Below are 19,996 nucleotides of genomic sequence, written 5' to 3'. Positions count from 1 at the left end.
CGCTCGCGGCTGTGATGGTTCGCAGACGGGTCGGTTCATTCGGTCATCAGGCGATGGTCGGCAATACAATCTCGTCACTGCGCCGGATGCCGGCAGTCAGCGCCCGGCACTGCTCGATGAACTCGCGCATCGCCGCGGTCTGGTACTTGGACGAGTGCCAGATGAAGTAGAACTGCCGGCTCAAATCCAGTTCAGCGGTTTCTACTGCAACCAGGCTTCCCCGGCGAAACGCGTCGCGCAGCGCCAGTCTTGAGATACAGCCAATTCCCAGGCCGGACTCGACGGCTCGCTTGATCGCTTCGGTGTGCTCGAGTTCGAGCCGGATATTGAGTTTGGCGGGATGATGGCGCATGGCATGGTCGAATGTCAGGCGTGTGCCCGAGCCCTGCTCGCGAAGGATCCACGCTTCGCGTGAAAGCTGCTCCAGACTCGCCTCGGCGCGATTCGCCAATGGGTGCTGCGGTGCACAGAACACCACCAGCTCGTCTTCGACCCACGGCAGCACTTCGATGTCCGGGTGCTGGCAGTCACCTTCGATCAGCCCCAGGTCGAGTTCATGCTGGGCGACCTGCTGGACGATGTGGGCGGTGTTCTGTACGTGCAGTTTCACCCGGCACTCCGGATGGCGCTGCATGAAGCTCCCGATCAGCAGGGTCGCCAGGTAGTTGCCGATGGTCAGGGTTGCGCCGACGTTGAGTGAGCCAAAGCCGGTTTTGCCGGCGAGCAGATCTTCGATGGCTTTGGCCTGATCGAGCAGGCTCACCGCTTGCGGTAGCAACTGGCGGCCCAGCGCGTTCAGCCACAGGCGTTTGCCGGCGCGGTCGAACAACTGGCACCCGGATTGACGCTCCAGCTCGGCCAGCGACGTGCTGGTGGCCGACTGCGACAGCGCCAGGCTCTGGGCCGCGCGCGAGACGCTTTCCTGACGGGCGACGGAAACGAACACCTCGAGCTGGCGCAGCGTAAAATGCATATCTATATAACCGATAAGCTATATCGTTAATATTCGTTTAGCGGATATTAGCGGTGCCGTTAAACTCACGCAAATATCGAAGCGCCCGTCGCGCGCTGGAAGGGGAAACCGTACATGAGCAACCTGAACGTAGAGCGAGTCCTCAGTGTGCATCACTGGAACGACACGTTGTTCAGCTTCAAAACGACCCGTAATCCGGGCCTGCGCTTTGAAAATGGCCAGTTCGTGATGATCGGTCTGGAAGTGGAAGGCCGGCCATTGATGCGTGCCTACAGCATCGCCAGCCCCAATTACGAAGAGCACCTTGAATTCTTCAGCATCAAGGTACCGGATGGCCCGCTGACGTCTCGTCTGCAGCACCTCAAGGAAGGTGATTCGCTGATGGTCAGTCGCAAGCCCACCGGTACGCTGGTGCTGGACGACCTGTTGCCCGCCAAGCATCTTTACCTGCTGAGCACGGGTACGGGGCTGGCGCCGTTCATCAGTGTGATCCAGGATCCGGAAACCTATGAGCGTTTCGAGAAGGTGGTTCTGGTTCACGGCGTGCGCTATGTGAACGAGGTGGCTTATCGGGAATTCATCACCGAGCATCTGCCGCAGAACGAGTTTTTTGGAGACGCCCTGAAGGGCAAGTTGATTTACTACCCGACCGTGACGCGCGAGCCGTTCGAAAACCAGGGCCGCCTCACCGACCTGATGCGCAGCGGCAAGCTGTTCAGCGATATCGGCCTTCCTCCGATCAACCCCGAGGATGACCGCGCGATGATCTGCGGGAGCCCGAGCATGCTGGCCGAGACCAGTGAAGTCCTGGATAGCTTCGGGCTGAAGGCTTCGCCGCGCATGGGCGATCCGGGGCATTACCTGATCGAGCGCGCGTTCGTCGAGAAGTGATCGGGCGCCGCCAGTGAAAGGCCGGTTGGCGCGATACGCCTGCCGGCCTTTTTCGTGGCGGGGAGACTATAGATAGGCAGCGCAGCACTTCTTGAACTTCTGGCCGCTGCCGCACGGGCAGGGGTCGTTGCGACCGGCATTCAGCGGGACGGTCGGGTCGATGAAATACCATTTCCCGTCGTGCTGGACGAAGGCTGAGCGTTCATGCTGGACATGCTCACCCGTCAGGTCGTGCCAGCGAGCGGTGAACGTGACGCGCGCGTGTTCTGGCTGTCCGCCGAGCAGTTGGCTTTCTTCCACCTCGAGCCCCAGCCAGGTGCTGCCGGCACTCCAGGCCTTCATCGACTGGAGGTCCAGCGAAGGCTGCTGGACAGGCAGTGTGGTGGACTCGATGTAATCGATCAATCCGAGCACGTAGGCGCTGTAGCGTGACCGCATCAGCCGCTCCGCGCTCGGCGCCGGGAGCCCGCCGTGGTAGCGCCCGCAGCACGCCTCTAGGGGGTCGCCGCTGCCACAAGGGCAGCGGATATCGCGGTGTGGGTCAGGGTCGATCATCAGGCATCACCACCAATATTTACCGAACATCTGCGGATTGGCCCAGAACTTCGCGTTCAACCAGTCCGGAACCTGCTTGTAAGCATGCAGGTCGTAGGTGAAGAGGGTCAGGGTCTGTCCGTCGCGCTCGAAATGCGCATTGATCTGCAACGCGAGGGCGAAAAAATCGGTGGCCTGCCAACCGCACGCGCCGAGATCGACCAGGACCGCGATGCGGCTGGCGTTGAGATTGCGAATACCGCCAAGCAACTGCAGGCCGTCGCGTTTGGGCAGGTGCTCCAGGCAATCGGCGATGATGGCCAAGTCGTAGCGACGACGGGCCAGGTCTTCGGGCAATGGGGCGGACGGCGAGCGATCGAGCTGACTGTTTGGGTGGCTACGGCTGAATGCGTCGATTGCGGGCATGTCGCTGCGTCCGACATGCAGCAACCGCGTCGGAACGTGGTGTTCAAGCAGTGCGGCCAGCGCCTGCTGCGGTGTTTGCAATGTATGGGATGCAACCAAGCCAGGATCCTCGATGAGACGTTTCGGGCGGCAGAATGTGTGATTCGTACACTCTGTCGCAGCGTAAAGACTAGCGCGGCGGCGCGTGCCGTCCTAGTCTCGTAATAACTAGAGCCGCTTATGCCGTCCGCATGGCGCTCTGGCCGATCCCAAACTAGGAGGTTTTACCAATGAGTAGCTTACGGACAGCAGTACCCGTGATAGTAATGACCACCGTCCTGGCCGGCTGTGCAGGGGTGCAGAAGCAGGATTGGCCCACATGTGCGGCTGTCGGCGGCGTGACTGGCGCTGCGCTGGGTGCAATCGAAAGCAGTACCTATGCCGGTTATGGCGCGTTGATCGGCGGCGGTATGGCGGCGGCGTACTGCTGGGCCAACGGCACTGAGCAAGAGACGGTCGCCGTAGTCGAAACCGTTGAGCCGGTACCGGTTGCCGAGCCCGAGCCGGAGCCCATGGCCGAACCCGTTCGCGTCGAACTGGACGTGAAGTTCGACTTCGACCGCGCAGAAGTCAAGCAGGACAGCATGGCTGACATCCAGGACCTGGCCGACTTCATGAAACAGTATGGCCAGACCTCGACTGTGGTCGAAGGGCATACTGACTCGGTGGGTACCGATGCGTACAACCAGCGCCTGTCCGAGCGCCGCGCCAATGCCGTGCGCGATGTGCTGGTCAATCAGCATGGCCTGGACGCGAGTCGTGTCGATGCGGTCGGTTACGGCGAATCCCGCCCGGTTGCCGATAACTCGACGGCCGAGGGTCGTGCGATCAACCGTCGTGTAGAAGCCGAGGTTGAAGCTCGTCCTTGATCCGAGGCGATGCTGCAAAAAAAGCCGGGCATTTCGCCCGGCTTTTTCATCTAGGCCCTCCGACGGTTCGTCTGGCTGGTTCAGAACAGCGGGCGTGCGCTGGCCAATGCCACGACCAGCAGTCCCAACAGCAGGTTGGTGCCGACGAGGCCGCGGATCTTGCCCAGTGCCGTGCCGCCTTCAGGCCAGTTCTGCGCCGCGATGGCGCGTTTGAGTTCGGGCAACAGCAGCCATTGGATCCGCAGGAACAGCGCCAGCATCACCAGAAACAGCCCTGCCATGACGTGAACGTAGCGGGGTGCCGCGTCGAGACCCTCGAATCGCATGTGCCACATCCCGATACCGCTGATCGGTAATACCAGAACGGCGACCCAGATCCATTTGAAGAAACGCCGAAACACCTCGGCCCACAGTTTCAGTCGCTCGGGGGCCGCAAGCTCGGACACGGCGGCGGGGCGCAGCACCATCCAGGCGAAGAACATGCCGCCGACCCATATCACGGCGGCCAGGACATGGAACGAATAGAGCAGGGCGAAGGCGGTCATTGGGCAAATCTCCGGTGGCGATTGAACGAACGCGCGCTATCATAGCCACCCCATCGAAATACTGAAAATATATACAGCTTCCGCGCCCATGCTCAGCACCGAACTCAAGTCCCAGATCCAGGGCGCCTACTCTCGATTTCTCGAAGCCAAAGGCCTCAAGCCGCGCTATGGCCAGCGCCTGATGATCGCTGAAGTGGCGAAGGTCCTGGGCGCGATCAAAGCCGACGACGAAGGTCGGCGAGAGGGTGAGCCGGCGGTTGTCGCCGTCGAGGCGGGGACCGGCACCGGCAAGACCGTCGCCTATAGCATGGCGGCTATCCCGACGGCCAAGGCCGCCGGCAAACGGCTGGTGATCGCGACGGCCACTGTCGCCTTGCAGGAGCAAATCGTGCACAAGGACCTGCCGGACCTGATGCGCAACAGCGGGCTCAATTTTTCCTTCGCCCTGGCCAAGGGGCGAGGCCGCTACTTGTGCCTGTCCAAGCTCGACGTGCTGCTGCAGGAAGGCCAGGCGCAGAGCGCCACCGCTCAGTTGTTCGAAGAAGAAGGCTTTCGCATCGATGTCGACGAGCGCAGCGAAAAGCTGTTTGGCAGCATGATCGAAAAGCTTGCCGGCAACCGTTGGGATGGCGATCGTGACAGCTGGCCGGAGGAACTGGCCGATCCCGACTGGGCTCGCCTGACCACCGACCACAGCCAATGCACCGGGCGTCATTGCCCCAATTTCCAGCAATGTGCGTTCTACAAGGCGCGCGAGGGCATGACCAAGGTCGATGTCATCGTGACCAATCACGACATGGTGCTGGCCGATCTGGCGCTGGGCGGCGGGGCCGTGCTGCCGGACCCGCGCGACACCCTTTATGTCTTTGACGAGGGCCATCATCTGCCGGACAAGGCGATTGGTCATTTCGCTCATTTCACCCGGCTGCGATCAACCGCCGACTGGCTTGCCCAGGTCGAAAAGAACCTGACCAAGCTGCTGGCTCAGCATCCGTTGCCAGGCGATCTCGGTCGGCTCATCGAAGCGGTGCCGGAGATCGCCCGCGACTTGCGCAGCCAGCAGCAGTTCATGTTCAGTGCGTGCGAGCAATTGGCCGATTTCAAGGCCGGGGAAGACATGGAGGGTCGCGAGCGACCGCGCCACCGCTTTGTCGGAGGCGTTGTACCCGAGCACCTGATCGAGTTGGGTATCGAGCTGAAAAAGGGCTTTGCCAAGCTGACCGACCTGTTCACGCGCCTGACCGAACTGCTCAAAGAAGCCATGGACGGTGAGGCGGGCGTCGGCATCGCCAGTCACCAGGCAGAAGAATGGTATCCGCTGTTCGGCAGCTTGCTGACACGGTCGCAGGGCAATTGGGAATTGTGGACTGCCTTTACCGTTGACGACCCGCAGGATAGCCCGCCGATGGCACGTTGGCTGACGCTGGCCGATGGCGGTGCGCTGTTCGATATTGAAGTCAACGCCAGCCCGATCCTGGCCGCCGAGACGTTGCGCCGCAATCTGTGGAATGTCTGCTACGGCGCGCTGGTCACCTCGGCGACGCTCACCGCACTCAACAGTTTCGATCGATACCGCATGCGTGCCGGATTGCCGCGCTGCGCCGTGACTGCGGTGGTGCCGAGCCCGTTCCACCATGCCGACGCCGGTGTGCTGCGGGTGCCCGATCTGAAGGCCGATCCGCGTGATGCCACCGCCCATACCGCCGCGATCGTGCGCGATCTGCCAGGCCTGGTCGAAGCCTCGCGCGGCACGCTGGTGCTCTTTTCATCGCGCAAACAGATGCAGGATGTATTCGAGGGGCTTGAACGCGACTGGCGTCGGCGCGTACTGATTCAGGGCAACCTGTCCAAACAGGAAACCTTGAACAAGCACAAGGCGCGGGTGGATGACGGTGAAAAGAGTGTGCTGTTCGGGCTGGCCAGTTTTGCCGAGGGCGTCGACCTGCCGGGCGCCTACTGCGAGCACGTGGTGATCGCCAAGATCCCCTTCGCGGTGCCCGACGATCCGGTCGAGGCGGCCTTGGCCGAGTGGATCGAGGCGCGGGGCGGCAATCCTTTCATGGAAATCGCTGTGCCTGATGCATCGTTGCGCCTGGTGCAGGCCTGTGGACGGCTGCTGCGTACCGAAGAGGATCGCGGCACCATTACATTGCTCGATCGCCGGGTCGTTACCCAGCGCTACGGCAAGGCCATCCTCAATGCATTGCCGCCGTTTCGGCGTGAAATCGGTTGATGAAATACGCATCGGCCCGGCAGGTTGCATACAGGGTCATTCAGGTGGCTGATGAGTCCGCAATCGGCAGCGAGTCTGTTTCCTTTGCCCCGGCACGGCTGAAACAATGCACCGATCACACAGCGGAATGAGAGGCGCAAGCGTGCAGATCCAGGGATATTTCGATCTTCGTTTCGAGGCGGTCAAACAGACGTTCAGCGATCTGTTCGAGCAGACCCAGCAACGCGGAGCGGCCGTCTGCGTGAAAGTCGGCGGCGAAACCGTCGTCGACCTATGGGCCGGCGTCGCTGACAACGCCGGTGAGCAGGCCTGGCAAAGCGATACGCTGGTCAACCTGTTCTCCTGCACCAAGACCTTTACGGCAGTGGCGGCGCTGCAACTGGTCGGTGAAGGCAAGCTGCAGCTCGACGAGCCGGTCGCCAGGCACTGGCCCGAGTTTGCCGCCAATGGCAAGCAGCGGATTACGCTGCGGCAGTTGCTCAGCCATCAGGCCGGGCTGCCGGCGATCCGCCAGCCTCTACCTCCCGAAGCCTTGTACGATTGGGATGCGATGACCGCTGCGCTGGCCGCCGAGAGTCCCTGGTGGACGCCTGGCGATGGCCATGGCTACGCTGCGATTACCTATGGCTGGCTGCTGGGCGAGCTGATTCGCCGCGTCGATGGTCGCGAGCCGGGCGAGGCGATCGTCGCCCGGACCGCGCGCCCGCTGGGGCTGGACTTCCATGTCGGCCTGGCCGACTCCGAGTTCCACCGTGTCGGTTATCTCACCCGACAGAAAAACAATTTTGGGGATGCCGCTGCCCAGCGGGTATTCAAGGCGTTGACTGGCGATCCGCAGTCGATGACGGCGCGCGCCTTCACCAATCCGCCCTCGATCATGAACAGTTCCAACAAGCCTGAGTGGCGGCGAATGGCACAGCCAGCCGCCAACGGGCATGGCAACGCGCGTGCGCTGGCGGGTTTTTATGACGGGCTGCTGCGCGGTGAGCTGCTCGATTACGAATTGCTGACCGAGATGACACGCGAACAGAGTGTCGGCGAAGATCGTACCCTGCTCAGCCATACCCGTTTCGCTTTAGGCTGCTGGCTGGATCAGCCCGAGATGGAGAATGCGACCTTCGCCATGGGGCCCGGCGCGTTCGGACATCCGGGCGCTGGCGGTTGCATCGGTTTTGCCGATCCGCAGCGAGACGTGGCGTTCGGTTATGTCACCAATACGCTCGGCCCGTATGTGCTGATGGACCCTCGAGCGCAGGCACTGGCCCGGGCGGTGAATCAATGCCTCGGCTGAACCGCTCGTCTGTTTGCCACAAGGAGGCTTTTCATAACAATGACCTGCGTCCACAATTTGAGACGAATCCTTGCTTAAGCTCTGCGTCCGTCTCGCACGGCTTGTATTCGCAAATCACCTTCATGGAACCTGGCTCATGAACCTGCTGAAAAGCGCCTCCCTTATTCTCTGCTTGGTCATTGCCGGCTGTAGCTCCAACAGCGAAAAGCCGACCGAAATAGCCGTCGTACCGGGCCCGGTGATCGACCCGGCCTGGCTGGATGCATACGAGCCGCGATTGAAGGATGCGCTCAAGGACAGCCGCTTCGAGCTCGAGCGCCGCGAGGGGGTGCTGGTGGTGACGGCGCCGGTCGATGCATCGTTCAACCCGGATCGTCCCGGTATGCTGCTGCCGGTCACCTTGGGTCCGCTCAGCCGAGTGGCCAAGCTGGTCGAGGGCGATGAAAAGACCGCTGTGGTCGTCTTGGGGCACGCCGACAGTACCGGGCCGGCGGACCTCAACCGGGAGATCAGCCGCAAGCGTGCCGGCGCCGTCGCCGCGATCTTCCGTCTCAGTGGCCTGAAGCACGACCGGCTGCGCATCCGTGGGCTGGGTTCGGACATGCCGCGGGCGTCCAACGAACATCAGGAAGGCCGCGCCCTGAATCGACGCGTCGAGATGGTGCTGGCACCTCAACCAACGCTGCTGGCCTTGATCGCCCAGTACAGCGAAGTGCCCGGTGAGCCGACGCAGGTCGCCTCGGCGGAGGTGGCCAAAGCCAAATAAGGGGCGTGACCTTGCCGTCGCGGGACGTATTGCCTGGGCGGGTGTTGCGTTGAATCAAGGAGGTTGGCCAACAAGCCGGTAAGCTTTGGCTTCGACTGTTTTCAGGAATTGCGCGATGACCCAGACCTTGGCCGATATGCGCCGCGACTACACCCGTGATGGCCTCAGCGAAGCGAACGCGCCGGACGAGCCCTTTGCGCTTTTTCGTCACTGGTTCGAGGACGCGGTGCAGACGGAGCAGCTTCCGGTCGAACCTAACGCCATGACCCTGGCCACGGTAGACGACGAAGGACGTCCGCACTGTCGCGTGCTGTTGCTCAAGGCACTCGATGATCGCGGCTTTACCTTTTTCAGCAATTACGAGAGCGCCAAGGCCGAACAGCTGGCCGCCTGCCCGTTTGCCGCCATGACGTTCTTCTGGCCGAGCCTGGAGCGCCAGGTCCGGATCGAGGGGCGGGTAGAGAAGGTCAGTCCGGCCGAATCGGATGCTTATTATCAAGTCCGCCCGCTAGGCAGCCGCCTGGGGGCCTGGGCTTCGCCGCAAAGCCGTGTGATTCGGGATCGTGCCGAGCTGGAGCGACTGCTCGCTGAAACCGAATTGCGCTTCCTGGACCGGGCGCCTCACTGCCCGCCTCACTGGGGCGGCTATCGCTTGCTGCCGGAGCGGATGGAGTTCTGGCAGGGGCGTCCCAGCCGCCTTCATGACCGTCTCAACTATCGGCGCGTCGCCAGCGCCTGGCAGCGCGAGCGTTTGGCGCCGTGACGCGCTGACGGGCACGACGCCCGCCAGGGTCAGCGGCCAGCAGCCGGTGCCCTGGCGGCAGTGACATCCCGGTCGTAACCGTTCAGTTCCCGCTCCAGCCATGTCTGCAGATCTTTCCGCTTCACCCTGGTGGCTTTTGCTGCGGCAAGCCGCTGCAGCGCCCATTCGCGTTTCTTCGGATCGTCTCCGGCCAGCGACAACGCCAGGTCTCGATCGGCCCAGCGCCTGAAATGCAGGAACAGCCAGGCATGGAAAACCAGCCCGGCCAAGGTGACAACGGTGATGATGAAGTAGTCCATTAGCCTCTCGTAGCGCCACCTGGGTGAGCGTCGTGCATGCGGCGAGGGATCGCCTCGGGTAAAGTACGGTCCTAATTGGCACGAATGCTGAGTCAGCTCGAGGCCGCTGCCAAGCGTCTCTTCGCCGCAGTCGCGCGCTCTACGCGGTCGGGGATGAACAACCGTTTCCCAGGAGGGTACATCATGCGCAACTCCTTTTTCGTGGCTTCCTTTACCGCCGTGGCCCTCGCTATCGGCGGTTGTACGTCCAACCTTACGGGGGATTCCTATTCGCGCGATGAAGCGCGTACGGTCCAGACCGTCCGCTACGGAACCATCGAGTCGCTACGCCCGGTGAAGCTCGAGGGCACCAAGACGCCGATCGGCAGCGGTGCCGGTGCGGTCGTGGGTGGAATCGCCGGTAGCGGCGTCGGCGGAGGCCGTGGCAGCGCAGTCGCTGCGGTGATCGGCGCGGTAGCCGGTGGGATGCTTGGCGCTGCGGCGGAAGAGGGCATCACACGGGCGCAGGGTGTTGAAATCACCGTGCGTGAGGACGACGGCAACATGCGCGCCTACGTCCAGGAGGTCGAGCCGAACCAGGTCTTTCGCGTCGGTCAGCGCGTTCGCATCATGACGGTCAATGGCACCAGTCGTATCGCGCCTTGATGCCGCCCGACCCGCTTGGCCGGTGAAGATGCCCCTGACTCGGAATTGCGCAGCCAGCGGTGATCGTTACCGCACGCCCATGCTGGCGGCTGCCTGCGCCGCCGCGTAGTGAACCAAGGCGCAGCCTGAGTACCGTCTGTTTCGGTCGTCGGGCTGCGCCTTTTTTGTTTTTCGAAATACATGAATTCATGACGTTGCTGCTATCGGTATGGATAATCGGCGCACACCGCCATGCCCTTCGGGCTGAGATCTGGTCTACCTAGGGATATAACTGCCGCGCGCGTGCGCGGCTCAAGGGGTTTTTGCTCATGGCGCTTGCGCTGATAATCGCTCTGCCATTCTTGGGAATCTGCCTGCCGCTGCTGTTCGAACGTTTTGGCAGGTCGGCCTGTGCGTTCGGTGCCGGGCTCGCTCCTTTGGTGGCGCTGGTACTGCTGTTATCCAAGCGCGCCGCCGTGTTTGGCGGCGAAACGGAGGTGCTGACGCTGCCTTGGCTGCCCGAGCTTGGACTGAACCTGAGCCTCAGGCTCGACGGTCTGGGCTTTCTGTTCGCCTTGATGATTCTGGGGATCGGCCTGCTGGTCATCCTGTACGCGCGCTACTACCTGTCGAAGCACGAGCCGATGGGGCGGTTCTTCGGCTTCTTCCTGCTGTTCATGGGCGCGATGCTGGGTGTGGTGCTTGCCGAGAACCTGCTGCTGATGCTGATGTTCTGGGAACTCACCAGTCTCTCGTCTTTCCTGTTGATCGGTTTCTGGAACCATCGCTCCGATGCACGCCAAGGCGCCCGAATGGCGCTTGCCGTGACGGGGGGAGGAGGGCTCGCACTGCTGGCCGGCATCCTCTTGATTGGCCATATCGTCGGCAGCTACGAGCTGAGTGCGGTGCTCGCATCCGGTGATCTGATCCGTGCCAACGCGCTGTATCCACTGACCTTGATTCTGATCCTGCTCGGTGTGTTCACCAAGTCGGCACAGTTTCCGTTCCACTTCTGGTTGCCGCAGGCGATGGCGGCACCGACGCCGGTCTCGGCCTTCCTGCATTCGGCGACCATGGTCAAGGCCGGCGTATTTCTGCTGGCGCGCTTATACCCGGCGCTTTCCGATTCGGAGTGGTGGTTCTATCTGGTCAGCCTGACGGGGCTGGCAACGCTGTTGATCGGCGCCGTGATGGCGCTGTTCCAGCATGATCTCAAGGGCCTGCTGGCGTACTCGACCATCAGCCACCTGGGGTTGATAACGCTGCTGTTCGGCATCGATTCGCGCCTGGGGCCGGTGGCGGCCATCTTTCACATCATCAACCACGCGACGTTCAAGGCGTCGTTGTTCATGGCGGCCGGCATCATCGATCACGAGACCGGAACGCGCGACATGCGACGCATCAACGGTATGTTGAAATACATGCCGCATACGGCGGCATTGGCGATGGTCGCATCGCTGGCGATGGCAGGGGTGCCGCTGCTCAATGGTTTCCTGAGTAAGGAAATGTTTTTCGCCGAGACCCTCGAGCAGCATCTGCTCGGCAGCTTCTACTGGACGATCCCCGCGCTGGCGACGTTGGCGAGTGCGTTCTCGGTCGCTTACTCGCTGCGCTTCGTGCATGACGTCTTCTTCAACGGCGAGCCGATCGACCTGCCCAAGTACCCGCCCCATGAGCCGGCGCGGTACATGAAAATCCCGGTGGAAATCCTGGTCCTGCTCTGTCTGGTGGTTGGCATGTTGCCTGCCTATACGGTCGCGCCGCTGCTGGCTGCCGCCGTGGCCGGTAGCCTGGGTGGCGACGTGCCCGAATACAGCCTGGCGATATGGCACGGCTTCAACCTGCCGCTGGCCATGAGCTTCGTGGCCCTGGCGGGAGGCCTGCTGATCTATTCGATGCGCAAATGGGCGTTTCGCTGGTACGAAGGGTTGCCACGCGTTGATTCCTTGCAGGTGTTTTCGCTTGTGGTCAGCGGCATTGCCGGAACGGCGCGTTGGATAACCGAGCGCATGGAGAACGGCTCGTTGCAACGCTACCTGGCGTTGATGCTGCTCAGCTCGCTGTTGCTGGTGGTATACGCCCTGACGCCGCTGCAGTCGCTGCGCGGACCGGTGGCGCTATCGCCGCTGGACAGCATTACCGTGTTCGGCCTGGCGCTGCTCGGGCTGGCTTCGGTCATGACGGTGCTTTTCCACCGCAGGCGGCTCATGGCGCTGATGGTGCTGAGCGTGGTCGGGTTGCTGGTCGCGCTGGTGTTTGCACGCTATTCGGCGCCGGATTTGGCATTGACTCAGATTTCGGTCGAGGTGGTGACCATCATCCTGCTGATTCTGGCGCTGTTCTTCATGCCTGATCGCACGCCAGTGGAGTCGAGCAGCTTGCGCAGTTTTCGGGATCTGGTGCTGGCCGCGACCTTCGGAACGATGGTCGCTCTGCTTGCCTATGCGGTGCTGACGCGCCCCTACGACAGCATCGCTTCGTTCTTCCTTGAGAACAGCGTGTCCGGAGGCGGCGGAACCAACGTCGTCAATGTGATCCTGGTGGACTTCCGTGGTTTCGATACGCTTGGCGAGATCGCCGTGCTGGCGATTGCGGCGGTTGGCATCTACGGCCTGCTACACGGGCTGCGCCTGCCGCATCCGATTCGCGACTACGGGGGCCGACTATGGTCGACCGATCGGCATCCGATGGTGCTCGATACGCTGTCGCGGGTGCTGTTGCCGATGGCGCTGCTGGTGTCGGCGTTCATCTTCCTGCGCGGCCATAACCTGCCGGGCGGTGGGTTCATTGCCGGTCTGATCACCGCAGTCGCCTTGATCCTGCAATACATTTCCCATGGCGTGGTCTGGGCGCAGCAACGCCAGCCATTCAGTTATCACGGCGTGGCCGGGCTCGGCGTGCTGATCGCCGGCCTGACCGGACTCGGCAGCTGGCTGTTCGGCCGACCGTTCCTGACCTCGGCGTTCGGCCATTTCCATCTTCCGCTGGTGGGTGAATTCGAGCTGGCTACCGCCATGCTGTTCGATCTCGGGGTCTATCTGGCGGTCGTGGGTGCAACGCTGCTGATTCTTTCCAATCTCGGTCATGTCAGCCAGGACGAGTCGTGCAAGGAGGTGGTTTGATGGAGGTGGTATTCGCGGTCACGCTTGGCGTGATGATGGCCAGTGGGGTGTATCTGTTGCTGCGGGCCCGGATATTCCCGGTGGTCATGGGGCTGACGCTGATCTCCTATGCGGTGAATCTGTTCATCTTTTCCATGGGGCGGCTGTCCACGGGCGTTCCGGCCATCATCGGTCGGAGTGCCGAATACGGTGATCCGTTACCGCAGGCGCTGGTGCTGACCGCCATCGTGATCGGTTTCGCAATGACCGCATTCGTTGTGGTGCTGGCGCTTCGGGGCCTTGGCGAGTTGCGTACCGATCACGTCGATGGTCGGGAGCCGCGCGAATGAATCATGCGTTGATCCTACCGATCCTGCTCCCGCTGCTGACCGGTTGCATTCTGCTTTTGACCCACCGACAGAGGGCTGGCTTCAAGCGTCTGGTCTCGTTGCTGGCCACCTGGATGCTGGTGCCGCTGGCGTTGTGGCTGCTGGTGCAGGCCGACAGTGGCGCGCTGTCGGTCTATCGCCTGGGCGATTGGCTGCCGCCGTTCGGCATCATGCTGTTGCTCGATCGGCTGAGCGCGATGATGTTGCTGGTCACCGCCGTGCTCGCCGGGTTTTCGGTGCTCTATGCGGCGCGGGGCGATGACGAGCGCGGTCCGAATTTTCACGCGTTGTTCCAGTTCCAGCTGGCGGGCGTCAACGGTGCCTTTCTGACTGGCGATCTGTTCAACCTGTTCGTGTTCTTCGAAATCCTCCTGATTTCCTCTTATGCACTGTTGCTGCATGGCCAGGGCGCGAAGCGGGTGCAGGCCGGCATCCATTATGTGGTGCTGAATCTGTTGGGGTCGTCGTTGTTCCTGATCGGCGTCAGCATGCTCTACGGGCTCACCGGGACCCTTAACATGGCGGACCTGGCGGGGCGGGTCAGCGCCGCCGACCCAGCCGATGCGCCGTTGCTGGCAGCCGCGGGCTACCTGTTGCTGGTGGTGTTCGCATTGAAGGCGGCGATTCTGCCCCTTTACTTCTGGCTGCCGCGTGCCTATGCGTCGGCCACCGCGCCGGTCGCGGCCCTGTTTGCGATCATGACCAAGTTAGGTCTCTATGCCATCGTGCGGGTGTTCACCCTCGTCTACGGTAGCGAAGCGGGCGTGCTGAGCAACATGGTGCTCGACTGGTTGTGGCCGCTGTCGATGCTTACGCTTGCCGCGGGGGTTCTCGGGGCCTTGGCCGCTCGTAACCTTCAGGTCCTGCTGTCCTATCTGGTGGTGGTTTCGGTGGGCACCTTGCTGGCCGGTGTCGCGCTGGGGACGGAGGCTGGCTTGGGCGCTGCGCTCTACTACCTGGTGCACAGCACGCTGGTTTCCGGGGGGCTGTTCCTGTTGGCGGATATCATTGCCCGGCAACGCGGCGATACAGCATCCGAACTGGTCTCGGCGCCGGCGTTGAAGCAGCCGTTGATGCTGGGCGCCTTGTTCTTCGCGGGCGCGATTTCCATCGCGGGACTTCCACCTTTCTCGGGCTTTCTCGGCAAGGTGATGTTGCTGCAGGCAGTTTCGCCTGGCGCCAACGCGTCGGTGCTCTGGCCGGTGATTCTGGTCGGGGGACTGGGAATGGTGATTTCGCTCAGCCGTGCGGGCAGCATGGTCTTCTGGCGCCCGAGCGATGCGGTCAGCGTTGGCAAACCGGCTGATGGCATGCGTCTTCTGGCTGCCTTCGGTTTGTTGCTCGGCAGCGTGCTGCTGGTCGTGGCGGCCCAGCCGATCCAGGCCTACATGCAGGCGACGGCGACGCAGCTGTTAGACCTTGCGCCCTATCTGCAGATCATCCAGGGGGGTGGTGTATGAAATCGCGATTGCTGCCCAACCCGATGCTGACCCTGCTGTTGGCCGTGCTCTGGCTGATGCTCAATAACACGCTGAACGTGGGGCATCTGCTGCTCGGGCTGTTTCTCGGCTGGGTGATTCCATTGCTGGTCAAAGGGTTCCTGATCGACGTGCCGGCGGTACGCCGCCCTGTGAAGCTCGTGCTGTTCTGCCTCAAAGTGTTCTATGACATCGTGGTTGCCAACGTGCATGTCGCCAAGCTGGTGCTCGGGCCGCGTGGGAACCTGCAACCTGCGTTCGTTGAAATTCCGATGGCGATCGAGCATCCCTTCGTACTGGCTGTGCTGACCAGCATCATTTCGCTCACGCCAGGTACGGTGTCAGCCTCATTGCGGGCCGATCACAAGGTGTTGCTCATTCACGCACTGGATGCGCCCGACATCGAGGCGCTCGTCGCCGAGGTGAAGAGCCGTTACGAAAAGCCGTTGCTGGAGATATTCCAATGCTCACCTATGTGATTCCGCTGTGCATGGCGGTCCTCGGGCTGGCAGCAATCCTGAATGTGGTGCGGCTGGTACAAGGGCCGGACATGCCGGATCGGGTGCTGGCGCTCGATACGCTGTACATCAATGCGTTGGCGCTGATCGTCCTGTTCGGTATCTGGCTGGCGTCTGATCTGTTTTTCGAGGCTGCCTTGCTGATCGCGGTGATGGGCTTCGTCAGTACCGTCGCGGTGGGCAAGCACCTGCTGCATGGCGAGATCATCGACTGAGGAGTCTGCATGCCATTCTGGATCGAGCTGTTGATAAGCGTTTTTCTGATACTCGGCAGCGCCTTCGCGCTGGTGGGGGCGATCGGTCTGTATCGTCTTCCGGATTTCTTCACGCGGCTGCATGGGCCGACCAAAGCAACCACGCTGGGCGTGGGCGGCATCGTGGTCGCGTCGATGATCTTTTTCGGCAACCGCGGCGACGGCCTCAGCTTGCACGAAATCCTGATCACGCTGTTTTTGTTCCTGACCGCGCCGGTCAGCGCTCACGTGCTGGCGAAGGCTGCAATGCAGCAGAAGTTGCCGGTCACGGCCAGGACCCGAGGCAAACCCTGGGATTGATTCCCTGGTGGCGGCCTTGTGCGTGCCGCCGCGGCCGGCACGCGTGAGGTCCGGCCGCGGCGCGGCTAGATGACGATGCTGCTCGGGGAGGGCTGACGCTCGTTATCCTGGGACAACTGCTCGATCATCGCCTGCTGCAACTGGATGCACAGCTGCGGATCGGACAGGGGCTCGTTGTCGGCGTTGGTGACGAAGAATACGTCTTCCACGCGCTCGCCGAGCGTGGCGATCTTGGCGTTCTGCACCGACAGATCGAAATCCAGAAACAGCTGGCCGATGCGAGCCAGCAGGCCGGGACGATCGGGTGCGACCACCTCGATGATCGTCTGCGGACGCTGCATGTCGTTATGAATGGTGACCTGCGGCGGAAATGCGAAATGCTTGAGCTGCCGCGGCACGCGCTTCTGAATGATCGTCAGGTAGTCGTCGGGGTTGCGCAGCGCATCGATCAGCCCCTGGCGAATTTCTTCGGTGCGTTCGGGATCATTGCCAATCGGGGTGCCGTCGGCGTCCAGCACGATGTAGGTGTCCAGGGTGAACTGGCTACTGGACGTGATGATGCGGGCATCGTGGATGTTCAGGTTCAACTGGTCCATGGCGGCCACGGTCACAGCGAAGAAATCATGTTGATCGGGTGCGTAGATGAAGATCTGCGTACCGCCTTCGAATTCACGCTGGGTGGTTTCCTTGATCAATACCAGCGGCCCGCCATCGCTCGGGTGCTCGATGATGGCTTCGGTATGCCAGGCCACGTCGGTGGAGCTGTGGCGCATGAAGTAATCGTCACCCAACTGCGACCATAGCTGCTCGGCGTCGTCCGGATCGGTGCCGTTGCGCACCAGATTGTCCAGCGCAGCACGTTGCGTCTGGCGGATCTGCTCCTCGCGACCCAGGGGGTTTTCCAGGCCGCGCTTGAGCGCCCGCTTGGTTTCGGTGTACAGCTGGCGCAGCAGGCTGGCGCGCCAGGAATTCCAGAGGGTCGGGTTGGTTGCGTTGATATCCGCCACCGTCAGCACGTAGAGATAGTCGAGGTGCGTTTCGTCGCCGACCCGTTGGGCAAAATCGTTGATCACCTGTGGGTCGGAAAGGTCCTTGCGCTGGGCCGTGGTGGACATCACCAGATGGTTTTCCACCAGCCAGACCACCAGGCGGGTATCCCATGCCGGGAGCTTGTGACGCATACAGAACGCCTGGGCATCCACCGCGCCGAGTTCCGAATGATCCCCGCCGCGGCCCTTGGCGATGTCGTGGTAGAGCCCGGCGATGTAGATCAGCTCCGGTTTGGGAAGTCGTTCCACCAGCTTGCTGGCCAGCGGGTATTTCTCGGCAACGCCGGGCTTGCTCAGTTTGCGCAGGTACTTGATGACGTTGAGGGTGTGGGCGTCGACCGTATAGATATGAAAGAGGTCATGCTGCATCTGGCCGACAATGTGGCCGAATTCCGGCAGGTAGCGCCCGAGAATGCCGTAGCGATTCATACGTCGCAGATTGCGGTGAATGCCTTCCCTGCACTTGAACAGTTCGATGAACAGGCTGGTGTTGCGAATGTCGCTGCGAAAATCATCGTCGATCAGGTGGCGGTGGTCGCGCAGCAGTCGAATGGTTTCGGCGCGCACGCCCTGTATTTCCGGGTGCTGCGCCAGTAGTACGAAGATTTCGAGGATGGCGAAGGGCCTGCGCTTGAACACCGACGCGTCGGTCACTTCCAGATAGCCGTCGCGCACCAAAAAGCGGCTGTTGACCGGCACCGCCTCGCCGCTGGCGCCTTCCCAGAGAATGACCTCGGCGAAATGCTGCCCCACCAGGTCGCTGAGCTCGGAGATGCTCATGACGACGCGGTAGTACTTCTGCATGAAGCGCTCGATGGCCAGCTTGGCGTCGTTGTCTTCGTAGCCGAGGAGTGCGGCCAGGCTGCGCTGATGGTCGAACAGCAGGCGATCTTCGGCGCGGCCGGCCAGCATATGCAGGCCGTAGCGGACACGCCAGATGAATGCCTGGCTGGACACCAGCAGCGCGTATTCGCCTTCGGTCAGAAAGCCCTGATCGACGATCGCGCTTAAGTTCAGGGTGCCGAGCTGGCGCCGCGCAATCCAGAGAATCGTCTGGATGTCACGCAGTCCGCCGGGCGATCCCTTGACGTTCGGCTCCAGGTTGTACTCGGTGTTGTTGTACTTGGAGTGGCGCGCCGCCTGCTCGTTACGCTTGGCAAGGAAGAACTCCTTGCTCGGCCACATTTCCGATGGGCTGGTGACCTTGAGCATGTGCTGTCGCAGGCGCTCGGGTCCGGCGATCGTGCGGCTTTCCATCAGGTTGGTAATGACCGTCAGGTCCGCGCGCGCCTGTTCGGCGCACTCCTGGACCGAGCGCACGCTTTGGCCAACCTCCAGGCCGATGTCCCAGAGCAGCGTCAGAAATCCTTCGATGGATTCGCGGAATTTCTCGTGGCGACTGTCATCGAGCAGTATCAGCAGGTCGATATCCGAATAGGGATGCAGCTCCCCGCGGCCGTAACCGCCCACGGCCACCAGGGCGATTTCGGTATCGCCGTCCCAGTCGAAGCGGCCCCAGGCGGCACGGAGGATTTGATCGACGAACCAGGCGCGATCCTCGATCAGTCGACGAATGTCATGACCGGCCAGAAAACGCGCATCGAGCACCTCACGCGCGTTGCGTATGACCTTTTTGAAGGCAGCGATGGGGCTGGCCTTGAGCGCCAGTTCTGCCTGGAACTGGCCGCCGTCGAACAGCTCGGGATCAACCTGGTGCATGCCTTCGTCCTCTCAAACTACAGTGTCGATAAGCTCAGGCCGACGTGCGGGCGATGGTGTCATCGCTGCGCAGCGTGAAGATTTCGTAGCCGTCGGCGGTGACCAGAATGGTATGTTCCCACTGGGCGGAGAGCTTGCGATCCTTGGTGATGGCCGTCCAGCCGTCGCCAAGCAGGCGGGTTTCGGAGCGGCCCTGATTGATCATCGGCTCGATGGTGAAGGTCATGCCTTCTTTCAGTTCCAGGCCGGTCCCGGCGCGACCGTAATGCAGCACCTGCGGCTCCTCGTGGAAAACCTTGCCGATGCCGTGGCCGCAATACTCGCGTACGACCGAAAAGCCGTTCTTCTCGGCATGTTTCTGGATGACCTCACCGATGTCGCCGAGGCGGGCACCGGGACGGACGCTCTCGATTCCTTTATAGAGGCATTCCTGGGTCACCTTGCAAAGGCGTTCGGCCCATTCCGGCGCCTTGCCGACAATGAACATCTTGCTGGTATCGCCGTGGTAACCGTCCTTGATGACGGTGATGTCGATATTGAGGATGTCACCATCCTTCAGTGGTTTGTCGTTGGGGATACCATGGCAGACCACGTGATTGATCGAGGTGCAGATCGACTTCGGGAACCCCTTGTAGTTGAGCGGGGCGGGTGTGGCGTGCTGCACGTTGACGATATGGTCGTGGCAGCGACGGTCCAGCTCGTCGGTCGTAACGCCTGGCTTGACGTACTCGCCGATCATTTCCAGGACCTCGGCGGCCAGGCGACCGGCGATGCGCATCTTCTCGATATCTTCAGGCGTCTTGATGGAAACAGTCATGCAACCCTCTTGGCGCCAAGAGGCGCGGAAAAAAATGAAGGAGCGAATGATAAACCAAAGAGCCCCCGGCCTGCAGGCGACCCTGGCACCGAGGGCGTCGTCGCCCCTGCCGCGTCCT

General features: G+C 61.9%; 20 protein-coding genes. 13 read left to right on the top strand and 7 right to left on the bottom strand.

The window, feature by feature from the left end; all coding sequences use genetic code 11:
- Positions 1-46 precede the first annotated feature (46 nt).
- On the bottom strand, positions 47-973 hold the full coding sequence (locus GQA94_RS19060) for a LysR family transcriptional regulator (protein ID WP_158189481.1): 927 nt from the start codon (positions 971-973) through the stop codon (positions 47-49).
- A gap of 114 nt (positions 974-1,087) precedes the next feature.
- Here GQA94_RS19060 and fpr point away from each other — a divergent pair, with 114 nt between their 5' ends.
- On the top strand, positions 1,088-1,864 hold the full coding sequence (fpr, locus tag GQA94_RS19055) for a ferredoxin-NADP reductase (protein ID WP_158189480.1): 777 nt from the start codon (positions 1,088-1,090) through the stop codon (positions 1,862-1,864).
- Positions 1,865-1,930: 66 nt separating this feature from the next.
- Here the strand turns inward: fpr and GQA94_RS19050 are convergent, their stop codons facing one another.
- Complete coding sequence (locus GQA94_RS19050) at positions 1,931-2,419, bottom strand: YchJ family protein (RefSeq protein ID WP_158189479.1); 489 nt, start codon at positions 2,417-2,419, stop codon at positions 1,931-1,933.
- A 6-nt stretch (positions 2,420-2,425) separates the two neighbouring features.
- Positions 2,426-2,923, bottom strand: a complete 498-nt coding sequence (locus tag GQA94_RS19045) for a DUF6231 family protein (protein WP_158189478.1) — start codon at positions 2,921-2,923, stop codon at positions 2,426-2,428.
- A 206-nt stretch (positions 2,924-3,129) separates the two neighbouring features.
- Between GQA94_RS19045 and GQA94_RS23545 the strand changes: the two genes are divergently transcribed.
- A complete protein-coding gene (locus GQA94_RS23545) occupies positions 3,130-3,732 on the top strand; it encodes an OmpA family protein (protein ID WP_158189477.1) in 603 nt (200 codons plus the stop codon).
- Positions 3,733-3,812: 80 nt separating this feature from the next.
- Here GQA94_RS23545 and GQA94_RS19035 read toward each other — a convergent pair whose 3' ends face one another.
- Entirely contained in the window at positions 3,813-4,277 is a 465-nt protein-coding gene (locus GQA94_RS19035) for a CopD family protein (RefSeq protein WP_158189476.1), read from the bottom strand.
- A gap of 88 nt (positions 4,278-4,365) precedes the next feature.
- Here GQA94_RS19035 and dinG point away from each other — a divergent pair, with 88 nt between their 5' ends.
- The 4 genes from dinG (at position 4,366) to pdxH (ending at position 9,330) form a co-directional block, all read left to right on the top strand.
- Positions 4,366-6,510 (top strand): ATP-dependent DNA helicase DinG, encoded by a 2,145-nt coding sequence (gene dinG, locus GQA94_RS19030; RefSeq protein WP_158189475.1) that lies wholly within the window; start codon positions 4,366-4,368, stop codon positions 6,508-6,510.
- A 142-nt stretch (positions 6,511-6,652) separates the two neighbouring features.
- The gene (locus GQA94_RS19025) at positions 6,653-7,801 is read left to right on the top strand and encodes a serine hydrolase domain-containing protein (RefSeq protein WP_158189474.1); all 1,149 of its coding nucleotides are present in this window, start codon (positions 6,653-6,655) and stop codon (positions 7,799-7,801) included.
- Between the two features lie 136 nt (positions 7,802-7,937).
- Positions 7,938-8,567: an OmpA family protein gene (locus tag GQA94_RS19020; RefSeq protein ID WP_158189473.1), complete on the top strand. Its 630-nt coding sequence runs from the start codon at positions 7,938-7,940 to the stop codon at positions 8,565-8,567.
- 115 nt (positions 8,568-8,682) lie between these two features.
- Positions 8,683-9,330: a pyridoxamine 5'-phosphate oxidase gene (pdxH, locus tag GQA94_RS19015; protein ID WP_158189472.1), complete on the top strand. Its 648-nt coding sequence runs from the start codon at positions 8,683-8,685 to the stop codon at positions 9,328-9,330.
- Positions 9,331-9,359: 29 nt separating this feature from the next.
- Here pdxH and GQA94_RS19010 read toward each other — a convergent pair whose 3' ends face one another.
- On the bottom strand, positions 9,360-9,629 hold the full coding sequence (locus GQA94_RS19010; protein ID WP_158189471.1) for a hypothetical protein: 270 nt from the start codon (positions 9,627-9,629) through the stop codon (positions 9,360-9,362).
- 183 nt (positions 9,630-9,812) lie between these two features.
- Here GQA94_RS19010 and GQA94_RS19005 point away from each other — a divergent pair, with 183 nt between their 5' ends.
- The 7 genes from GQA94_RS19005 to GQA94_RS18975 all read left to right on the top strand — a co-directional run bounded on the left by GQA94_RS19005 (position 9,813) and on the right by GQA94_RS18975 (position 16,293).
- Positions 9,813-10,274 carry a glycine zipper domain-containing protein gene (locus GQA94_RS19005; RefSeq protein WP_256371957.1) on the top strand — a complete coding sequence of 154 codons (462 nt, stop codon included), beginning with the start codon at positions 9,813-9,815 and terminating at the stop codon, positions 10,272-10,274.
- Positions 10,275-10,582: 308 nt separating this feature from the next.
- Entirely contained in the window at positions 10,583-13,375 is a 2,793-nt protein-coding gene (locus GQA94_RS19000; protein WP_158189470.1) for a monovalent cation/H+ antiporter subunit A, read from the top strand.
- A complete protein-coding gene (locus GQA94_RS18995) occupies positions 13,375-13,704 on the top strand; it encodes a Na+/H+ antiporter subunit C (protein ID WP_158189469.1) in 330 nt (109 codons plus the stop codon). The genes GQA94_RS19000 and GQA94_RS18995 overlap by 1 nt, the downstream gene beginning before the upstream one ends.
- On the top strand, positions 13,701-15,203 hold the full coding sequence (locus GQA94_RS18990; RefSeq protein ID WP_158189468.1) for a monovalent cation/H+ antiporter subunit D: 1,503 nt from the start codon (positions 13,701-13,703) through the stop codon (positions 15,201-15,203). The genes GQA94_RS18995 and GQA94_RS18990 overlap by 4 nt, the downstream gene beginning before the upstream one ends.
- Positions 15,200-15,700, top strand: a complete 501-nt coding sequence (locus GQA94_RS18985; RefSeq protein ID WP_158189467.1) for a Na+/H+ antiporter subunit E — start codon at positions 15,200-15,202, stop codon at positions 15,698-15,700. Before GQA94_RS18990 ends, GQA94_RS18985 begins: the two co-directional genes overlap by 4 nt.
- Positions 15,685-15,954 carry a K+/H+ antiporter subunit F gene (locus tag GQA94_RS18980; RefSeq protein WP_158189466.1) on the top strand — a complete coding sequence of 90 codons (270 nt, stop codon included), beginning with the start codon at positions 15,685-15,687 and terminating at the stop codon, positions 15,952-15,954. Before GQA94_RS18985 ends, GQA94_RS18980 begins: the two co-directional genes overlap by 16 nt.
- Before the next feature lie 9 nt (positions 15,955-15,963).
- Positions 15,964-16,293, top strand: a complete 330-nt coding sequence (locus GQA94_RS18975; protein ID WP_158189465.1) for a Na+/H+ antiporter subunit G — start codon at positions 15,964-15,966, stop codon at positions 16,291-16,293.
- 65 nt (positions 16,294-16,358) lie between these two features.
- Here the strand turns inward: GQA94_RS18975 and GQA94_RS18970 are convergent, their stop codons facing one another.
- Positions 16,359-19,061 (bottom strand): [protein-PII] uridylyltransferase, encoded by a 2,703-nt coding sequence (locus GQA94_RS18970; RefSeq protein WP_158189464.1) that lies wholly within the window; start codon positions 19,059-19,061, stop codon positions 16,359-16,361.
- Positions 19,062-19,095: 34 nt separating this feature from the next.
- On the bottom strand, positions 19,096-19,878 hold the full coding sequence (gene map, locus GQA94_RS18965; RefSeq protein ID WP_158189463.1) for a type I methionyl aminopeptidase: 783 nt from the start codon (positions 19,876-19,878) through the stop codon (positions 19,096-19,098).
- Positions 19,879-19,996 lie beyond the last annotated feature (118 nt).

The organism is Stutzerimonas stutzeri (assembly GCF_009789555.1).
Taxonomy (GTDB): Bacteria; Pseudomonadota; Gammaproteobacteria; order Pseudomonadales; family Pseudomonadaceae; genus Stutzerimonas; species Stutzerimonas stutzeri_R.
The sequence above is the reverse complement of the archived record's forward strand: the minus strand, read 5'-3'. Positions and strand labels throughout refer to the sequence as shown.

What these genes read in the sequence shown, in the direction of transcription:
- GQA94_RS18990 (WP_158189468.1), top strand. Translation starts at nt 13,701, where the DNA reads ATGAATCATGCGTTGATCCTACCGATCCTGCTCCCGCTGCTGACCGGT.
- GQA94_RS19000 (WP_158189470.1), top strand. Translation starts at nt 10,583, where the DNA reads ATGGCGCTTGCGCTGATAATCGCTCTGCCATTCTTGGGAATCTGCCTG.
- GQA94_RS19010 (WP_158189471.1), bottom strand. Translation starts at nt 9,629, where the DNA reads ATGGACTACTTCATCATCACCGTTGTCACCTTGGCCGGGCTGGTTTTC.
- map (WP_158189463.1), bottom strand. Translation starts at nt 19,878, where the DNA reads ATGACTGTTTCCATCAAGACGCCTGAAGATATCGAGAAGATGCGCATC.
- GQA94_RS18995 (WP_158189469.1), top strand. Translation starts at nt 13,375, where the DNA reads ATGGAGGTGGTATTCGCGGTCACGCTTGGCGTGATGATGGCCAGTGGG.
- GQA94_RS18980 (WP_158189466.1), top strand. Translation starts at nt 15,685, where the DNA reads ATGCTCACCTATGTGATTCCGCTGTGCATGGCGGTCCTCGGGCTGGCA.
- pdxH (WP_158189472.1), top strand. Translation starts at nt 8,683, where the DNA reads ATGACCCAGACCTTGGCCGATATGCGCCGCGACTACACCCGTGATGGC.
- GQA94_RS18975 (WP_158189465.1), top strand. Translation starts at nt 15,964, where the DNA reads ATGCCATTCTGGATCGAGCTGTTGATAAGCGTTTTTCTGATACTCGGC.
- GQA94_RS19035 (WP_158189476.1), bottom strand. Translation starts at nt 4,277, where the DNA reads ATGACCGCCTTCGCCCTGCTCTATTCGTTCCATGTCCTGGCCGCCGTG.
- GQA94_RS23545 (WP_158189477.1), top strand. Translation starts at nt 3,130, where the DNA reads ATGACCACCGTCCTGGCCGGCTGTGCAGGGGTGCAGAAGCAGGATTGG.
- GQA94_RS19005 (WP_256371957.1), top strand. Translation starts at nt 9,813, where the DNA reads ATGCGCAACTCCTTTTTCGTGGCTTCCTTTACCGCCGTGGCCCTCGCT.
- dinG (WP_158189475.1), top strand. Translation starts at nt 4,366, where the DNA reads ATGCTCAGCACCGAACTCAAGTCCCAGATCCAGGGCGCCTACTCTCGA.
- fpr (WP_158189480.1), top strand. Translation starts at nt 1,088, where the DNA reads ATGAGCAACCTGAACGTAGAGCGAGTCCTCAGTGTGCATCACTGGAAC.
- GQA94_RS18985 (WP_158189467.1), top strand. Translation starts at nt 15,200, where the DNA reads ATGAAATCGCGATTGCTGCCCAACCCGATGCTGACCCTGCTGTTGGCC.
- GQA94_RS19050 (WP_158189479.1), bottom strand. Translation starts at nt 2,419, where the DNA reads ATGATCGACCCTGACCCACACCGCGATATCCGCTGCCCTTGTGGCAGC.
- GQA94_RS19060 (WP_158189481.1), bottom strand. Translation starts at nt 973, where the DNA reads ATGCATTTTACGCTGCGCCAGCTCGAGGTGTTCGTTTCCGTCGCCCGT.
- GQA94_RS18970 (WP_158189464.1), bottom strand. Translation starts at nt 19,061, where the DNA reads ATGCACCAGGTTGATCCCGAGCTGTTCGACGGCGGCCAGTTCCAGGCA.
- GQA94_RS19020 (WP_158189473.1), top strand. Translation starts at nt 7,938, where the DNA reads ATGAACCTGCTGAAAAGCGCCTCCCTTATTCTCTGCTTGGTCATTGCC.